General features: G+C 71.2%; 16 protein-coding genes. 14 read left to right on the forward strand and 2 right to left on the reverse strand.

Going from position 1 to position 16331, the window contains the following annotated elements; all coding sequences use genetic code 11:
* The 14 genes from VGO20_RS03450 to panC (VGO20_RS03515) form a co-directional block, all read left to right on the forward strand.
* A partial coding sequence (locus tag VGO20_RS03450) for a DsbA family protein (RefSeq protein WP_327500945.1) occupies window positions 1-121 on the forward strand: 121 nt, incomplete at its 5' end.
* 319 nt (window positions 122-440) lie between these two features.
* Window positions 441-1283 carry a 3-methyl-2-oxobutanoate hydroxymethyltransferase gene (gene panB, locus VGO20_RS03455; protein ID WP_327500891.1) on the forward strand — a complete coding sequence of 281 codons (843 nt, stop codon included), beginning with the start codon at window positions 441-443 and terminating at the stop codon, window positions 1281-1283.
* A 36-nt stretch (window positions 1284-1319) separates the two neighbouring features.
* The gene (locus tag VGO20_RS03460) at window positions 1320-2246 is read left to right on the forward strand and encodes an alpha/beta fold hydrolase (RefSeq protein ID WP_327500892.1); all 927 of its coding nucleotides are present in this window, start codon (window positions 1320-1322) and stop codon (window positions 2244-2246) included.
* Window positions 2243-3712, forward strand: coding sequence for a class I adenylate-forming enzyme family protein (locus VGO20_RS03465; protein WP_327500893.1), 1470 nt, complete (start codon window positions 2243-2245; stop codon window positions 3710-3712). The genes VGO20_RS03460 and VGO20_RS03465 overlap by 4 nt, the downstream gene beginning before the upstream one ends.
* Window positions 3709-3969, forward strand: coding sequence for an acyl carrier protein (locus tag VGO20_RS03470; RefSeq protein WP_327500894.1), 261 nt, complete (start codon window positions 3709-3711; stop codon window positions 3967-3969). The genes VGO20_RS03465 and VGO20_RS03470 overlap by 4 nt, the downstream gene beginning before the upstream one ends.
* A gap of 20 nt (window positions 3970-3989) precedes the next feature.
* Complete coding sequence (locus tag VGO20_RS03475) at window positions 3990-5489, forward strand: fatty acid desaturase (protein ID WP_327500895.1); 1500 nt, start codon at window positions 3990-3992, stop codon at window positions 5487-5489.
* Window positions 5486-6925, forward strand: coding sequence for a nitroreductase family protein (locus VGO20_RS03480; RefSeq protein ID WP_327500896.1), 1440 nt, complete (start codon window positions 5486-5488; stop codon window positions 6923-6925). Before VGO20_RS03475 ends, VGO20_RS03480 begins: the two co-directional genes overlap by 4 nt.
* Window positions 6922-8574: a condensation domain-containing protein gene (locus VGO20_RS03485; protein WP_327500897.1), complete on the forward strand. Its 1653-nt coding sequence runs from the start codon at window positions 6922-6924 to the stop codon at window positions 8572-8574. Before VGO20_RS03480 ends, VGO20_RS03485 begins: the two co-directional genes overlap by 4 nt.
* 23 nt (window positions 8575-8597) lie before the next feature.
* Window positions 8598-9485, forward strand: coding sequence for a pantoate--beta-alanine ligase (panC, locus tag VGO20_RS03490; RefSeq protein ID WP_327500898.1), 888 nt, complete (start codon window positions 8598-8600; stop codon window positions 9483-9485).
* A complete protein-coding gene (locus VGO20_RS03495; RefSeq protein WP_327500899.1) occupies window positions 9482-10969 on the forward strand; it encodes a pyridoxal phosphate-dependent decarboxylase family protein in 1488 nt (495 codons plus the stop codon). Before panC (VGO20_RS03490) ends, VGO20_RS03495 begins: the two co-directional genes overlap by 4 nt.
* Before the next feature lie 23 nt (window positions 10970-10992).
* Entirely contained in the window at window positions 10993-11970 is a 978-nt protein-coding gene (locus VGO20_RS03500) for a hypothetical protein (protein ID WP_327500900.1), read from the forward strand.
* Entirely contained in the window at window positions 11967-12830 is an 864-nt protein-coding gene (locus tag VGO20_RS03505; RefSeq protein WP_327500901.1) for a Rossmann-like and DUF2520 domain-containing protein, read from the forward strand. Before VGO20_RS03500 ends, VGO20_RS03505 begins: the two co-directional genes overlap by 4 nt.
* Window positions 12827-13570 (forward strand): class II aldolase/adducin family protein, encoded by a 744-nt coding sequence (locus tag VGO20_RS03510; protein ID WP_327500902.1) that lies wholly within the window; start codon window positions 12827-12829, stop codon window positions 13568-13570. Before VGO20_RS03505 ends, VGO20_RS03510 begins: the two co-directional genes overlap by 4 nt.
* 72 nt (window positions 13571-13642) lie before the next feature.
* On the forward strand, window positions 13643-14506 hold the full coding sequence (gene panC, locus VGO20_RS03515; protein ID WP_327500903.1) for a pantoate--beta-alanine ligase: 864 nt from the start codon (window positions 13643-13645) through the stop codon (window positions 14504-14506).
* A 12-nt stretch (window positions 14507-14518) separates the two neighbouring features.
* Here the strand turns inward: panC (VGO20_RS03515) and VGO20_RS03520 are convergent, their stop codons facing one another.
* Entirely contained in the window at window positions 14519-15265 is a 747-nt protein-coding gene (locus VGO20_RS03520; protein WP_327500904.1) for a DUF1194 domain-containing protein, read from the reverse strand.
* 43 nt (window positions 15266-15308) lie between these two features.
* Window positions 15309-16310: an ABC transporter substrate-binding protein gene (locus tag VGO20_RS03525; RefSeq protein ID WP_327500905.1), complete on the reverse strand. Its 1002-nt coding sequence runs from the start codon at window positions 16308-16310 to the stop codon at window positions 15309-15311.
* Between the last annotated feature and the right edge of the window lie 21 nt (window positions 16311-16331).

The following is a 16331-nucleotide window of genomic DNA, read 5'->3' on the forward strand; positions in this document are numbered from 1 at the left end:
CGGCGAGGCCGTTGCGCGCGGCGTGTTCGGCTCGCCCTTCTTCTTCGTCGACGGCGAACCGTTCTGGGGTTCCGACCGCCTGCCCATGATCGACGAATGGCTGGCCCGCGGCGGCTGGTGATCCCTCCATGCCGCCCGCCGAAGCCGACGACATCGAGGGAAAATAATCGAGATAATATTCCGGGAAAATAAACGCGCGCCAGTCACGAATATATTGTGATTTATACCGCGTATGGCGTTGACTCCGTTTCTTCATCGATACACGATTAGATAACAATTCAAGAAACAAAACGGCTCAGCACTCCAACATTGCTTCCGATAAACCTGCGCACGTCCTTTGACGGCGGCCGCTTCCACGCCGTGGGCTCCGCCTCGAGACCGCCGCCATCCCGTCCGGTCCGGCGATCCTCCGGGCCGTCCGCGAAATTCGACGAGGGCGAATGATGAGCAGCCATCCGGTTCGCGAAGCCGCGTCCGCCGGGCGCAAGCCCGTGACGCTGACGAAGCTTCGGGACATGCACCTCCAGGCCGAGCCGATCACCATGCTGACCTGCTACGACGCGACCTTCGCCGAAGTGCTCGACGAAGCGGGCCTCGACTGCCTCCTGGTCGGCGATTCGCTCGGCATGGTCGTCCAAGGGCACTCGACGACGCTGCCGGTGACCCTGGAGCAGACGATCTACCATACGCAATGCGTGGCCCGCCGGCTCTCGGCGGCATGGCTGGTCGCCGACCTCCCGTTCGGCAGCTACGGCGAGACGGTCGAGCAGGTCGTGAGGAGCGCGGCCGCCCTGATGAAGGCGGGGGCGCGCATGATCAAGCTGGAAGGCGGAGGATGGACGGCCGAATGCGTCCGCGCGCTCACCGAGCGCGGCATCCCCGTCTGCGCCCATCTGGGCCTGACGCCCCAGAGCGTGCATGCGCTGGGCGGCTACCGGATCCAGGGTCGGACGGAAACCTCGGCGGAGCTGCTGAAAAGGCAGGCGCGCGAGCTGTCCGACGCCGGCGCATCGATGCTCGTGCTCGAACTGATGCCCTCCTCGACGGCCGCGGAGGTCGGACGGGAGGTGCCGGAGATCGTCACGATCGGGATCGGCGCCGGCCCTTCCACCTCCGGCCAGGTCCTCGTGCTCCACGACATGCTGGGCCTGACGCGGGGAAGGCTGCCCCGCTTCGTCAGGAACTTCATGGCCGGCAGCGCCGGCATCGAAGCGGCCGTCCGGTCCTATGTGGAGGCGGTCAAGGACCGGTCCTTCCCCGACCCCGAGCTGCACGGCTACTGAGCGGCCGGATGAACGTCGATCCGCCGAGGGGATGACATGCAGGCCCTGCAATCCATGCCGGCGCTGTTCGGGGGCCGGTCGGCGGGAACGCCTCCCGACGGGTCGGGATACGTCCGTTCCTTCGACGGGCTCGACATCTACTACGAGATGCGGGGGCACGGCCCGCCGCTGGTGATCTCCAACAGCTTCTTCATGGAGACGCGGCACTGGGAGCTGTTCACGCGCCGCATCCGCCGGAGCCACACCGTCGTGACCTACGACCTGAGGCATCAGGGGCGGTCGGGGCGGGTGGACGGACCGATCGCGCCGGCCGACTATGTCCGCGACCTCGGCCGCCTCGTCGATCACCTCGGCTTCGACACCGTCTCGCTGCTCGGCACCTGCGTGTCGACGCTGACGTGCCGCGACTACGCGCTCGAGGCGCCGGGCCGGGTGGCGCGCCTCGTCCTGGTCGGCCCCATGTTCGGGCCCTTCGGCAGCCTCTACCGGGCCTTCTTCCACCGGTCGCTTCTCGCGAGCCTGGAGGCGGGCGGCCCGGAAGCGCTGTTCGACCACTGCTATCCCCTGCTCCACACCTCCAGGACGATCGAGAACAACGGGACCGCCGGGTACCTCGCCCTCAAGATCCGGTTCGCCGACGACCACCCGGAAGACCAGCTCCGCCGGCATCTTTGCTCGATGCTGAAGATCGAGGAGCGCCCGGAGACCTTGAAGCGGCTCCAGGCCCCGACCCTGCTGCTGTGCGGCGAGGACGACTTCCTCATGAGCCGCAACGCGCTCGAAATGCTGTGCCGCCTGATCCCGAACGCCTCTTGCCAGCTGGTGGCGATGGCCGGGCACAACCCCCATGTCGAAGCGACCGCGGAGTTCGAGAACCGCGTCGTAGCTTTCCTTCTGGCGGGAGACCTGGCAGAAGACCAGGAAGAGGACGCGGCCCCCGACGCCGCCGCGGGCCGCCGATGACGCCGTCCGCACGCCTCGGCGACGTTCTTCTCGATGCCTGCGCACGGACGCCGGCGCATCCGGCCGTCGTCGCCGGCGGGGACGCCTGGACCTACGCCCGGCTCGCCGAGGCCGTCAGGCATGTCGGCGAGGATCTGCGGCTGCGCCTGGACGGGACGCGGTGCATGTTCGTCCCGGAGCCGCTTCCATCGTCGGTCGCCACCCTCTTCGCCCTGTTTCGCGCCGGCAAGGTGCCGTTCATCGCGGACCCGACCTGGCCCGCGGCCGTCCTGCTCGACATCTGCGGGACCTTCGGCTGCAGGACCGTGGTGGCCGGGTCCGGACATTCCTTTTCCGAACCCCTCCCCGGCCGGCAACCCGTCCGCGACGACCGCCGGTCGCCGCCGTTCGCCTGGACGCTGCCCTGGATAGCCGACGGGGGCGCGCTGCACCCGAGCACGGCCTTCGTCCGGTTCAGCTCGGGCTCGACCGGCAGGCCCCGGGCCCTGGAGTTCTCCGCGTCCGCCGCCCTCGAAGCCGCGGGGACCTGGCGGGCGGCGGCGGCGATCTCCGAGCGGGACAGGATCTTGTGCCTGGCGACCCTCAACAACGGCCTCGCCTTCAACACGAGCCTGCTGTCCGCCCTGCTCGCCGGCGCGACCCTGCACCTCCACGCGGGCCTTCCCACCCCCGGCGCGATCGTCAGGAACGCGCTGCAGGTCCTGCCCACGATACTGGTCGGCTTCCCGTTCATCCTGGAACTGCTCCTCGGCCAGGGCGAAAAGCTGCGGCGGAGCCTGGGCGAGGCCAGGCTCGTCGTCAGCTCGGCAGCGCCGCTGCCGGCCGATGTCGCCACGCGGTGGCAGGACGTGACCGGCCTTCCCATCGGGCACTACTACGGCATCGCGGAGACGGGGCCCGTGACCTTCAACGACGGCCGGACGCCGGGCAGCTCGGGGACGCCGCTGCCGGGAACCCGCATCCGCGCCTCCGGCCGGGAAGGATCGCCCGGGCCGATCGCGGTGCGCACCCGCTACCAGGCGACCGCCTATGTGGACGATGGCGGCCCCCCGCTCACGGACGCGGCCGACGCCGAGGGATATTTCCTTACCAGCGACTTAGGCCACCTGGCGGCGGATGGCGGCCTGCGCATCGTCGGGCGCGCCGGCCGCGTGGCGAACCTGGCGGGAAACAAGTTCTCCCTGGACGCCGTGGAAGCGGCGATCGGCTCGCTGCCGGGCATCGAAGGCGTGCACGTCCAGATCCGGGACGGCGTCATGACCGCCTACGTCCATGGCCCCGGGATTCCGGTCGACGCCGTCCGGGCGCATTGCCTGCGCGTCCTGCCGCCGCTCCAGGTCCCCCACCGCATCCGGCAGGTCCCCCATCTGCCGCGCTCCGCCGCCGGGAAGATCAGCGTGGCGTCGCTCGAGCTGCTGAGCGAGCGCCCCAACCGCACGACGTACTCCACAGGGGAAGAGACATGAACCAGTCCGCGGCGCAGGCCGACGCCGAGCTCCGCACGCGCCTTTGCGACGTGCTGAGCGAGGTCAGCCAGGGCAAGATCACCGTCTCCCGCGCGCAGTTTCAGGCCCCGCTCAAGGACCTGGGCATGGACTCCGTGACCCTCCTCAGCTTCCTGGTGGCGGTGGAGGACCTCGTCGGGATCGAATGGCCGGCGGACATACCGAAGTCGACGTTTGCGAGCATCGACTCGATCGCCGACTACATCGACTCCGCGTAGCCGGAACCGGATTTCGGCCCATGGACCGCCCGTCGACCTCTCCCGCAGCGACCTTCGCCCACACCGCGACTGCCGTGGCCTATGTCGTGGTCTGCCAGCTCGCGCTGCGGCTCGTGCTGCTGCCGTTCGCGCCCGTCGCCCATCTGTCGCGGCTGGGCGGCCTGGACGCCGCGGCCCGGCGGTTCCCGGCGACGGCCCTCGCCCTCACCGTTCCCCCCGTGACCTGGGTCGCCGCCTCCGGCTGGGCCTCGCCGTTCGGGCCCGACCCGTCGGCCATCCTGCTCGGAACCGTCGTCTGGCTGTTCCTGCTCCATCTGCTGGGCGTCGCCTACACCGCCGCCGCGCAGACCCCGACCGATCCCCGGGCCTACGAGGCGGCCGTCGCCGGCCGATGGCCCGACCGCTGGTACGCCCGCCACCTGCGGACCCCCGCCAACGCGATCTATGTCCGCACCCTGGTCGTCAACACGATCGTGCGGATCCCCGCGGTGGCCGCGCTGATCTGGCCGGGGCATGTCGGCCTCTACGCCGTCGCGTTCTTCGTGATCGTGGACCTGCGCAGCGGGATGGCCCACGAGGTCCTCGACCACGCCGACATCCACAACAACCTGTTCTCCCGCCGGCACCTGCGCCCGGGATTTCCGAAGCTGGTCCTGTGGCTCACCGGCGGCTACCTGCGCCTGGTGCTGAACCTCGCCTATCTGCGCGTGCCGCATTTCTATCGGGTACAGCATGTCTACGTCCATCACGTCGAGAACAACGGCACGCTGGACACGCAGACCACGCTGCTGCGCGACAGGACAAGCTTCTTCGACTTCTGCAAGCACGCCCTCGCCTATGCGCTGAGCTGGTCGTTCGCGCTCGACGTCTACCGGCACCAGAAGCGCAGGAACAACGCGAGGGAGTGCCGCCTCCTGGTCACGGGCTTCGCCGCGTGGCTCCTGGTCCTCGCCCTCGTCGCCACGGTCAACCCCGGAGCGGCCGGGTTCTTTCTCCTGTACCGCTTCCTCGGCGGGCCGGGCAGCGCGATGGAGAGCTATTTCCAGCACGGGCTGGTGGACGCCGCCGATCCGGACAACGTCTACACCAACACCGTGAACTGGGTCGTCCACGACCCCTCCACGCCGGCGGCGGGGGACTTCCTCCACGTCCGCCACCACCTGCGCAGCGGCGAGCACTTCAGCCGGCAGCTCCAGATGTCGCAGGAGGACGAGCGGGCCTGGGCCGGGCGCGGCGTGCTGGCGCTGGGCCACGGGATCGATTCGTCCCTGCTGCTCCAGGCACTCCTGTCGCGGAGGTTCGACCTAATCTCCCGGTACGTCGTCCCGCTGGACGGCGCGCGCCCGGGCGAGGCGGAGCTGTGCGACCTGATCGAAAGGCGGACCCGCCCCGTCGCCGCCGTTCCCCATGGGCGCTTCTATCGCGCGGCCGATGCTTACGCGGCCCGCCTCTTCCTCAAATACCTGCTGCCGGCCGACGCGCCTCCGCCCGCACCCGCCGGACCGGAGGCGCCGCGATGAGCGACGCCTTCTCCTTCGACCTCGCGCGGCAGGACGTCAGCCACGCGCTCTCGACGGTGTCGTCGGTCTGCGCCCAGGTGAAGCTCGACACGCTCCTCCTCCACCCGGCGCCGCTCGTGACGACGACGCCGGAAGGCCGGCGCCGCGTCGAGACGCTGGCGTCCTTCCTGGACGCCGCCTACGGCTACAGGCTCCACGACGACAGGCTCACCCGCTACGCGCCCTCGGCGGGAGCCCGCTACCCGACCGAGGTCGTGACGGTCGCGCGGGTCGACGGGCGCTGGCGCTGCGCGATCTTCGACTTCGCCGAACGGATCTTCCACGAGGCCGCCGACGACCGGCCGGGCCGGGACGTGGCGGCGTTCCTGGGCCTCGAGCCCGACGCCGCCTTCATCGGCGCGATCTCCGTCCTGTGGCGGACCGTCCAGCGCTACGGCATGCGGGGCCACCGCTACTGCATCGTCGACGCGGCCTGCGTCGTCTCCAACCTGGTCGAGCTTGCCCGCGACGCCGGGGACGATCCCGTGTGCATCGGGCCGGCGCGCTGCGCCGCCGCGACGAGGCTGATGGACCTCCCCGCGAGCGCGCCGGTCGTGGCCGGCGTGCGGCTGGACCTCGCCCGGATGGAGCCGCCGGGAGACCCGCGGCCCGACCCCGGCGACGCGCTCGCGCGCCTCGTCGTCCGGGAGGAGACGCCGGCGATGAGTCCGCTCCTGAAGCGGGTGGAGCTGTTCCACGCCAGGGCCTCGCTCGAAGCGGCCGAAGCCGACTATCGCCCGCCGGCCGTGAGCGCGCCCGTCCGGCCTCCCCGTCTCTGGGCGGCCCGGCGACACTCCATGAAGGAGGGGCTCGCGGCCCCGTTGCCCGAGCGGACGGAGACCGACCTGATCGGCCATCTGTGGGCGCTGGTCGCACAGCCGCCGGCGCCCGGCCGGGTCCGGCTTTCGTTCGCCTATCTCCGTTTCTCCGGGACGAGGCGGCTGGAAGAGGCCTGGCGGTACGACGCCTCGGGGGCGGCCGCCGTCACGATCCTGCGCGATGCCGACTGCGAGGAGATCGCCGAACGGTGCTTCGAGGGCCAGGGCGTCATCCGCGCGGCCGCGTCCCTGGTCCTGGTCGGGCCGGGCCGCGACGACCTGTCGGGACATGGCGCCTACCTGGACGCGTGCCACCAGGTCGGGTTCGCCATCCCCGAGTTCTACAGGATCGCCGTGGCCCTGGGGATCTCGAGCACCGCGATCGGCGGCTACTCGTGGAATGCCCTGTCCGACTACCTCCTGCTTCCCGACTTCTACCCGCTGATGGCCCATGCCTTCGGCCGGCCGAGCCGACCGGGAGGAAAGCAGGACACGGACGCCTGGCAGTCGCACGCCCTTGCGCCGGGGGCCGCGCCGGGCTCCCGGAACCCGAAATCCAGCTCCAGGAGGTCATCTTGAACCCGACCGAAATCGAGGCCCGCCTTCTCGATGCCTTCAGGGCGTCGCTCGACGTCCCGGAACTGGCCCCGGAGGACGACGTGTTCGCCCGGGGGACCAACTCGATCGCCATCGCCAGGGCCATCGTGGCCGCAGCCGAGGCGGGGGTCGCGGTCTCCATCGCCGGCGTCTACGAGCACCGGAACGTCCGCGGGATCGCCGCCGCCTCCGCGGGCCTCGAAGCGCCGCCCGACGGCACGGTCGAGCCGTTCCCCCTGACCCCCACGGGACGGTTCCTGATGGCGGAGGGCCGGTTCGCCGAGCGGTACAACATCTGCGACCTCTGGGACTTCGACCCCGGGGAGCTGCGCCTCCCGCTTCTGAGCGCGGCGATCCGGACGGTGATGTCGACGCTGCCCACGCTCGGCGTCCGGCTGGACCGCACGCGCGACGGGATCCTGCAGGTGCACCGGCCGGCGATGCCGGAGGAGCCGCTGGAGCACGTGGACCTGAGCCGCCTTCCGGCCGACGCCTTCTCCGAGGCGGTCGAGCGGGCGGCCGCCAGGCTCCAGCGCTCCCTGGTCTTCGAGGCGTCGTCGCCCCTGATCCGCTTCGTCGTCTTCGAGCCGGCGGCGGGACCGTGGAAACTGTTCATCCTGGCCCACCACCTGTTCCTGGACGGCGTCGGCTTCAGGCATTTCCTGCACGACCTGGGGCGCGCCTATGCCGCGCTACGCGACGGACGCGCCCATGTCTCGATCGGCTCGATGGCCGCGCCGGACTTCTGGGTGCGCCGCCTGGTCAGGTACGCGAACGAGGAATGCCCGGCCGAGCTTCCCTACTGGCGGAGCTTTCCCTGGGACGCCTACGCCGCGTTCCGCCTTCCCCCGCAGTTCGACGCCGCCCCCGACGACCCGAAGCCGACATTCTCGGACGCGACCGCGAGGGCGCTCCACCATGATGCGGGCGAGACGCGGCAGGACCGCGACGCGCTGTGCCGGGACCAGTGCACGGTCCGCCGCCGGCTCGACGCCGCGCGCAGCGCCGCGTTCTTCGCCCTCGACACGGGCGCGCAGTTCGACACCGTGCTGTTCGCCACCACGGACGTGCTGCACCGGTTGACCGGCTCGCGCGACCTCTGGATCGACACGTTCGATTCCCTGCGCGGCCCCGTCTTTCCCGACTGCGACACCAGCCGCGTCGTCGGCTACGTCAACGAGATCGTCCCTCTGCCCCTGCGCGTGCCCGAGGGCCTCGGCACCGCGGACGCCATCCGGGACATCGGCCGCCAGCGCCGGCAGGTCCCGAAGCGCGGCCTGGGCTTCCGCGCGCTGCGATACATGAACGCGACGCCGGAACTGGCCGCGGAGGCGGCGCGCTGGCCCGAACCCAAGATCGCCGTGAACTACATCGCCTCCATGCAGCGCGACTACCCGCGGCGCTTCCTGGACCTGCCCACGGCGCCGGAATGGCCAGGGCCGCCGATGGACGAGCAGCACACGCCCTACCTGCTGGCCTTCTCCGTCTCCTGCGTCGACGGCCTGCTGACCGTCGACACCCGCCACGCCCCCGCCGTCAGCTTCCGGGCCGCGGACATGGCCAACGAACAGGTGCTCGGCGCGTTGGCCGCGCTGTGCGACGGGCCGGCGCGCCTCGGGTCCGCCGCCTGAGCAACCGAGCCGCGGAGAAAGCCATGAAAGTCATCCCCACGATACACGCCCTTCGGGCGGAGCTGGCGGCCGCGCGCGGGCGGGAACGGACGATCGGCCTCGTCCCGACCATGGGCTACCTCCACGAAGGCCATCTGACGCTGGCGGGCCGCGCGCGGCGCGACAACGACGTCGTCGTGGCCAGCATCTTCGTGAACCCGATCCAGTTCGGCCCCGGCGAGGACTACGAGTCCTATCCCCGGGACCTCGACCGCGACGTGTCGCTGCTCGCGGCCGCCGGCGTGGACGTCGTCTTCGCGCCCCCGGTCCGGGAAATCTACCCGACGCCGCCGAAGACCTTCGTCGAGGTGCCGCATATCGGCTCGCTGCTGGAGGGCGCGGTCCGGCCCGCCTATTTCCGCGGAGTCGCCACCGTCGTCTCGAAGCTGTTCAACATCGTCCAGCCGACCAGGGCCTATTTCGGCGAGAAGGACTACCAGCAGGTGATGGTGATCCGCCAGATGGTGGCGGACCTGTCCTTCCCGGTGGAGATCGTCCCGGTACCCACCGTGCGCGAGAGCGACGGGCTCGCGCTCAGCTCGCGCAACGTCTACCTGACCCCGGAGGAGAGACGGGCGTCGCTGCGCCTCAGCCAGGCGCTGGCCGAGGCGCAGGCGATGGTGCGGCGGGGCGTCGAGAGCCCCGCGGCACTGGAGGCGCATCTGCGCCGCTACATCGCCGAGGAGCCGCTGGCCCGCATCGACCTCGTCGCCGTGCGCGACGCCGACACGATCGAGGAAACCGGCGACCGCCTGCCGGGCCGGGTCCTCGTGCTCCTGTTCGTCCGCTTCGGCAAGGCGCAGCTGCTCGACCACGTCGTCATCGACCGCGGCGACCCGGCGGCGGAAGGCTTGCGGGCGACGGGCGGATGACGATGCCCGGCACGCCCGATCCCCACCACCTGCACGTCGATCCCGAGGACGTCCGGAAATTCGGCCACCGCATGGTGGACATCGTCGTCGAGCACCTGGCCGACCCCGGCGGCCGGCCCGTCTACCCGCCGCCGCGGACCCCGGCGGAGGCCGCGGCCCTCCTGGGGCGGACGCCGCCGTGGGAAGGGTCCGACCCGATGGCGCTTCTGGAACGCCTGCGTCGCGACCTCGTGCCGGCCTCGGCGAACTTCCTCCATCCCGGCATCATGGCCTGGGTCGCCGCCACGCCCCTGCCTCTGCCCGGCCTGCTGGACGGCCTGCTCGGCGCGCTGCGCATCTTCCCCCACGCCTGGAAGCTGACGCCGGGCAGCATCCAGATGGAACTCACGGTCGGCCGCTGGCTCGCGCAGATGGTCGGCTTCCCGGACGACGCCTTCGGCTACGTGACGACGGGCGGCACGATGGCGAACCTCTACGGGCTCGCGGCCGCGAGATGCGACCGGGCGGGCTGGGACATGCGCGAGCGCGGCGTGGCGGGCGGCCCGGGACTGACCGTCTACGCCTCCGAGCACGCCCATATCTGCATCGAGCAGAGCCTCGCGCTGCTGGGGCTGGGCACCGCCAACCTGCGCCGCATCGCCCTCGACGAGGGGTCCCGCCTGCGCTGCGACCTGCTCCTGGCCGCCATCGAACGGGACCGCGGCGACGGGCTGAGGCCGATCTGCGTCGTCGGCACGGCGGGGACCACGCCGACCGGCGCGGTGGACCCGCTCGACGCGATCGCGGACGTCGCGCAGGAGAACGGGCTCTGGTACCACGTCGACGGCTCCTACGGCGCGCTGGCGGCGCTCGACCCGCGCAAGCGGCCCCTGTTCGCCGGGCTGGCCCGCGCGGACTCGCTCGCCGTCGACCCGCATAAATGGCTGAACATCCCCTTCGAAGCCGGCTGCATCCTCGTCAAGGACAAGGCCTGCCTGGAACGGGCCTTCGGCTGCGTGCCGGCCTATCTGTCCGGCGGGGATTCGTCCGCGGGGCACGATCACTGGCATTACGGCTTCGAGCTCACCCGCGCCGACCGGGCGACCAAGATCTGGCTCGCGCTGAGCCAGTACGGCGTCCGGGCCTTCGCGGACATGGTCTCTGCGCACAACGACCTCGCGGCCGGGCTGCACGGCCTCCTGCTGCTCGACCCGGACTTCGAGCCGGTGCACGTCCCCAGCCTGAGCGTGCTGTGCTTCCGCTATGCCCCGCGGGGGCTGCCCGACCATGCGGTCGACCGCGTCAACGGCCGCATCGAGGGCCAGCTCAACGCCCGCGGACGCGTGGCCGTCGCCGGCAGCGCATTCCGAGGCAGGCCCGTGCTCCGCGTGTGCTTCGTCAACCATCGGACGTCCTGGGCGGACGTCCTGGCCGCCGTCGAGGAGATACGCGAGGTCGGCAAGGGCCTCGCGGACGCCTCCCGGCGGGAAGCGGCCGCCGTCTGATCCCCAAGCGAGAGGCACCGACCATGCCGCCAGTCACGCTCTCCGGAACCGCCACCTCGACCGGCCGGAGCCTTCCGATCGAGGAGGCCGCGCGCAAGCCCGGGGACGCCGCGGCCATCGCCGCCCTGCGCGAGGACGGCTTCGACCGCTTCGTCGCGGCCGAGCGCACCGTGGTCGACCTCGTGGCCGAGGCCATCGAAAAGGGACTGGAGCGGAACCACCTCCTGGCCGAAGACGTGGACGCCGTCGTCTTCTCCACCGAAAGCTTCTGGGACACCGGGGTCGAGCGGTCCGCCGACACCCTCCCGGAAGGTAGGCGCATCCGCGACGGGCTGTTCGAGGCGATGTCCAGGCTCGGGCTGCGCAACGCGTACCCCTATGCGAGCTGGCTGTCGAGCTGCGCCAATCTCGGGCCGGCCCTGGTCCTGGCGAAGAGCCTCGTGGAGACCGGGCAGCACGCGCGCGTGCTCGTCGCCCTGGCCGACAGGCAGCCGGCCGCCCTGGGTCCGCTGATGGACAATGGCGCCTCCGTGTACAGCGACCTGGCCGTATGCTGCACCCTGGACCGGCGCGACGCCGGGTACCGCGTCGAGCGCGTCGTGTCCCACGCCTCCCCCGGCCTGGCGACCCTGCGAGCGCCCGATGCCGGCCCGAACTTCGTGCTCGAGACCAACCGCGCGGTCAAGGCGCTCGGGCGGAAGTTCCGCGCCGCCACCGGCAAGGGATGCGACGCCTACCGGCTCGTGCTGACGAACAACTACAACCTGCATTCGCTGAAGATCATCTGCGACGCGCTCGGCATCGACGGGGCCGCGGTGCGGCGCGACACCCGCGCGGACATCGCCCACGGCAACGCGAGCGATCCCCTCGTCACGCTGGACCACCTCACCCAGGCCGACGCCGTCGCGGACGGCGAGGAGGTCCTGCTGCTGTCGACGGGCGTGTATTGCTGGAGCCTGGTCGTCCTGCGCCGGGCGGCGCCGTCGAAAGTCCGCCCATGACGACGGTCTCCTTCATCGGCGCCGGCCGGGTCGCGTCCGTCCTGGGCAGGGCGCTGTCGGCGCGCGGCGTCCAGGTCGCGTGCGTCGCCAGCCGGCGCGACGCCTCCGCCCGCCGGCTGGCGGCGGCGCTGCCGGGATGCGAGGCCGGTCCCGCGCAGGCCGCGGCCGCCCGTTCCGACGTGGTCTTCGTGACCGTGCCGGACGACGCCCTCGCCGAAGTGGCGTCCTCGCTGTCGTGGCGCCCCGGATCGGTCGTCCTGCATTGCAGCGGCGGCACGGAAGTCGGCGTCCTCGCCCCCGCCGCATCGGCGGGCGCGCTTACGGGCGGCTTTCATCCGCTGCAGAACTTCGCCGATCCCGACATCGCGCTCGGCATGCTGGAGGGATGCGCGGTGGCCGTGGAGGGCGACGGACGCGTGGCCGTGCTGCTGGAGCGGTTCGCGGCGCTGCTGGGCATGACGCCGATACGGCTGCCGCCGGAGGCGAGGACGCGCTACCACGCCGGCGCGAACTACGCGGCCAGCTTCCTGCTGTCGGCCCTGGGCGAGGCGGTGGCGCTGTGGCGGAGCTTCGGCGTGGACGAGGACGAGGCCCTGCGCGCCCTCCTGCCGCTGTCCCGGGCGACGCTGGAGGCCGTCGCGAAGGGCGGGCTGGCCCATGGCCTGTCGGGCCCCTTCTCGCGCGGCGATGCGGGCGCCGTCGCCGCGCATCTCGACCATCTCGGCCGCCTCGGCGCCGACCACGCGGACTTCTACCGGTCCGTCGGCAGGCGCCAAGTGGAGATCGCCGCGGCGGCGGGGCGGCTGGAACCGGGACGGCTGCGCCGAATGACGGACATCCTGCGGGAGGGCACGCCATGAACGCTGCGACGCCGCGCGAACCGGGTGCAACCCTGCTCCGGCAGCTGGCCCTGGGATGCCGCATCCTGTCGCTGCACGGGCACGACGACTTCAACCAGGGCCAGTTCTCCGCCCGGCTGCGGGGCGGCGGCGATTTCCGGATCAAGGCCGCCCGCCGGGGCTTCGACGACGCGGCGCCGGAAGACATGGTGACCTGCCCGGTATCGCGGGAGGGCGAGCCGCCGCCCGAAGCGCCGCCGGAAACCCCGCTGCACCAGGCGATCTACGCCGCGCGCCCCGACGTCGGCGCCGTCGTCCACTCCCATGCCGAGCACGCGACCGTCTTCGGGGCGACCGATCTCGACATCGTGCCCCTCTCGCACGAAGGCTCGTTCTTCCAGGGAAGGGTCGGCCGTTTCGAGGAGACGAGCCACACCATCCTCGACCACGACGTCGCCGACGCGGTGGCGCGTGCGCTCGGCCGGAACGACGGTCTGTTCCTGTGCAACCATGGCCTCGTCGTGGTCGCGCCGACCGCCCGCCAGGCGGTGGTCCTGACATTGATGCTGGAGCGGGCCTGCCGCCTGCAGCTCCTCGCCGAGGCCGCCGGACGCCCCTACCGCACCAGCCGCGCCGACGAGGTCGAGGCGAAGCGCCGCTACATCTATTCGGACGTCGCCCTGCGCAACTACTGGGACCATGCCGCCCAGGCCGCGGTCCGCGCCTTCCCGGAAGCGGCGGCCTGGCACTCCCGGCAATAGGCGGCGACGGACCCTTTCCGCAGGGCTGACAGCCTGTTATGGTGCGGCGCACAACCGCGTCGGGGGCGGCTCATGAAAGTGATTTCCACGATCCGCGAGCTCCGCGCGGCGCTGGGCCCGCACCGCCTGCTCGGGCGGACCATCGGGTTCGTTCCCACCATGGGCTATCTGCACGAGGGGCACCTGACGCTCGCGCGGCACGCGCGGCGCGACACCGATATCGTCGTGGCCAGCATCTTCGTGAACCCGCTCCAGTTCGGCCCCGGCGAGGACTACGAGGCCTATCCCCGGGACGTCGACCGCGACCGCGCGATGCTGGAAAGCGTCGGCACGGACTATCTCTTCTCGCCCCCGGTCCGGGAGATGTACCCGACGCGGCCCGACACCTACGTCGATGTCCCGCATCTGGGCTCGATGCTGGAGGGGGCCGTGCGCCCCGACCATTTCCGCGGCGTCGCCACCGTCGTCACCAAGCTGTTCAACATCGTCCAGCCGACCAGGGCCTATTTCGGCGAGAAGGACTACCAGCAGGTCATGGTGATCCGCCGGATGGTAAGCGACCTGTCGATGCCGGTCGAGATCGTCCCGGTCCCGACGGTGCGCGACGAGGACGGCGTGGCGCTCAGCTCGCGCAACGTCTACCTGACCCCGGAGGAACGGCGCGCGGCGGTGCGGCTGAACCGGGCGCTGGCGCTGGCCCGCTCCCTCGTCGATGAAGGCATCGCGAGCCCGGCGGCGCTGGAACGGCGCCTGCGGGACTACATCTGCGAGGAACCGCTGGCCGGGATCGACCTGGTCGCGATCCGCGACGCCGACACGCTGGAAGACCCGGGCGACGCCTTCCCGGACCGCATCCTGGTGCTGCTGTTCGTCCGCTTCGGCAAGGCCCGGCTGCTGGACCAGGTCGTCATCGAGAACCGGAAGGCGGAAGGCTGACGGCGTCCGCCGTCACTCCGGATCCGACGACGCCACCACCACCCGCGGCCCGGGCAGGCCGGCGATCTCGCGCACCATCTTGGCCAGCACCGCGTCGCGAAAGCTGGTGCCTTCGTCCGCGGTGACCACGAAGGCGCCGAAGCCGCCGATGACCTCGCGCTCGTAGTTGTCCTCGAGCGGCTCCGCCTGATAGCCGGGGCGTCCGCCGCCGGGGGCCGCGATCGCCAGCGCGTTGATCGTGATCCCCGCCAGCACCGCCTCGTCGCGCGCCGCCGTGACCGGGCGGCCGCCGTAATGGGGCGCGTCGCCCGAGACGTCGATCACCATGCGCAGGCCCTCGATCCCGTTCGTGCGCAACAGGACCGCGGCATGGTCGATGGCGCCGCCGATGGAGTTCCAGCCCGAGGCCGCGCGCGGAGCCGCGACCAGCGCCTCGGCGAAGGCGGCGGCCGACGGCTCGTCCTCGACCACCATCCAGTCGACGATGACGTGCTGGCTGTCCGCCCCGCCCCATTCCGTGAAGGCGAGCGCGATCCGGCCGAGCGGGCCGGAACGGATCGCGTCCAGGACCCGCGGGCTGGTCACGGCGGCGGCATAGCCCTCGCGCTGGAAGCGCAGCTCCTCGTCGTCGATCGAACCGGACCCGTCGGCCGCGAGCACCAGTTCCAGGTCGACGGGCCCGATGCCGACGGGCTGCGCCGCGGCCCAGGGCGGGACGAAGGAGACGAGCAGGCACGCCATCGCCGCCATGCGGAACATCGCAACCTCCCTTCCCCTCTCGCCCCGGCTTCCGGTCAGCCGGTCACTGCGCCATCGCCTTTTCCCAGACATCGTGCGTCCAGGCGCCCTCAGGGGTCTCGTTTATGACCGGGTCGGACTGGCCCGACATCAGGACCCCGACCGTCCGCTCGTAGGCTTCCGGATCGAGGCGGCCGGCCTCGTCGCCGGTCTTCGTGATCAGCTTGCCGACCTCCTCCAGCATCCTCGCCTGATGCTCCTCGGTCTGGGCGCCGGACGCGTCGTTCTCCAGCACGATCTCGACCGCCTCCTCCTGGTTCTCGATCGCGTATTCCCAGCCCTTCATCGACGCCTTCACGAAGCGGGCCAGCTTGTCGACCATGGCCGGGTCCTGGAGGTTGGCCTCCAGCGTGTAGAGCCCGTCCTCGAGCGTGGCGACGCCCTGGTCCTCGTACTTGAAGACGATCAGCTCGGACTCCGGGATGCCGGCGTCGATGATCTGGCCGTACTCGTTGTAGGTCATCGTCGAGATGCATTCCGCCTGGCGCTGCAGGATCGGGTCGACGTTGAAGCCCTGCTTGAGCACCCGCACGTCGGGATCGGCGCCGTCGGTCGAGAAGCCCAGCTTGCTCATCCAGGACAGGAAGGGATACTCGTTGCCCGCGAACCAGACGCCGAGCGTCTTGCCCTTGAAGTCCGTGGGCTGGGTGATGCCGCTGTCCTTGCGGCAGGTCAGCATCATGCCCGAGCGGTCGAAGGGCTGCGCGATGTTGACCAGCGGCACGCCCTTCTCGCGCGTCGCCAGCGCCGAGGGCATCCAGTCGACGACGACGTCCGCCCCGCCGCCCGCGATCACCTGGGACGGGTTGATGTCGGGCCCGCCCGGCTTGATCGTGACGTCGAGCCCGACCTCGTCGTAGAAGCCCTTGGCCTCGGCGACGTAGTAGCCCGCGAACTGCGCCTGGGTCACCCATTTGAGCTGCAGCGTCAGCGGGTCGGCAGCCTGCGCGACCGAGGCCGCGCCGACCATCGCGGCGGCGGCCGCGAAAACCGTCAGTGTCTTCATCGTCCCTGTTCTCCTCAGCCT

It is taken from the genome of Arenibaculum sp. (genome assembly GCF_035998295.1).
GTDB lineage: Bacteria > Pseudomonadota > Alphaproteobacteria > Azospirillales > Azospirillaceae > DASYHS01.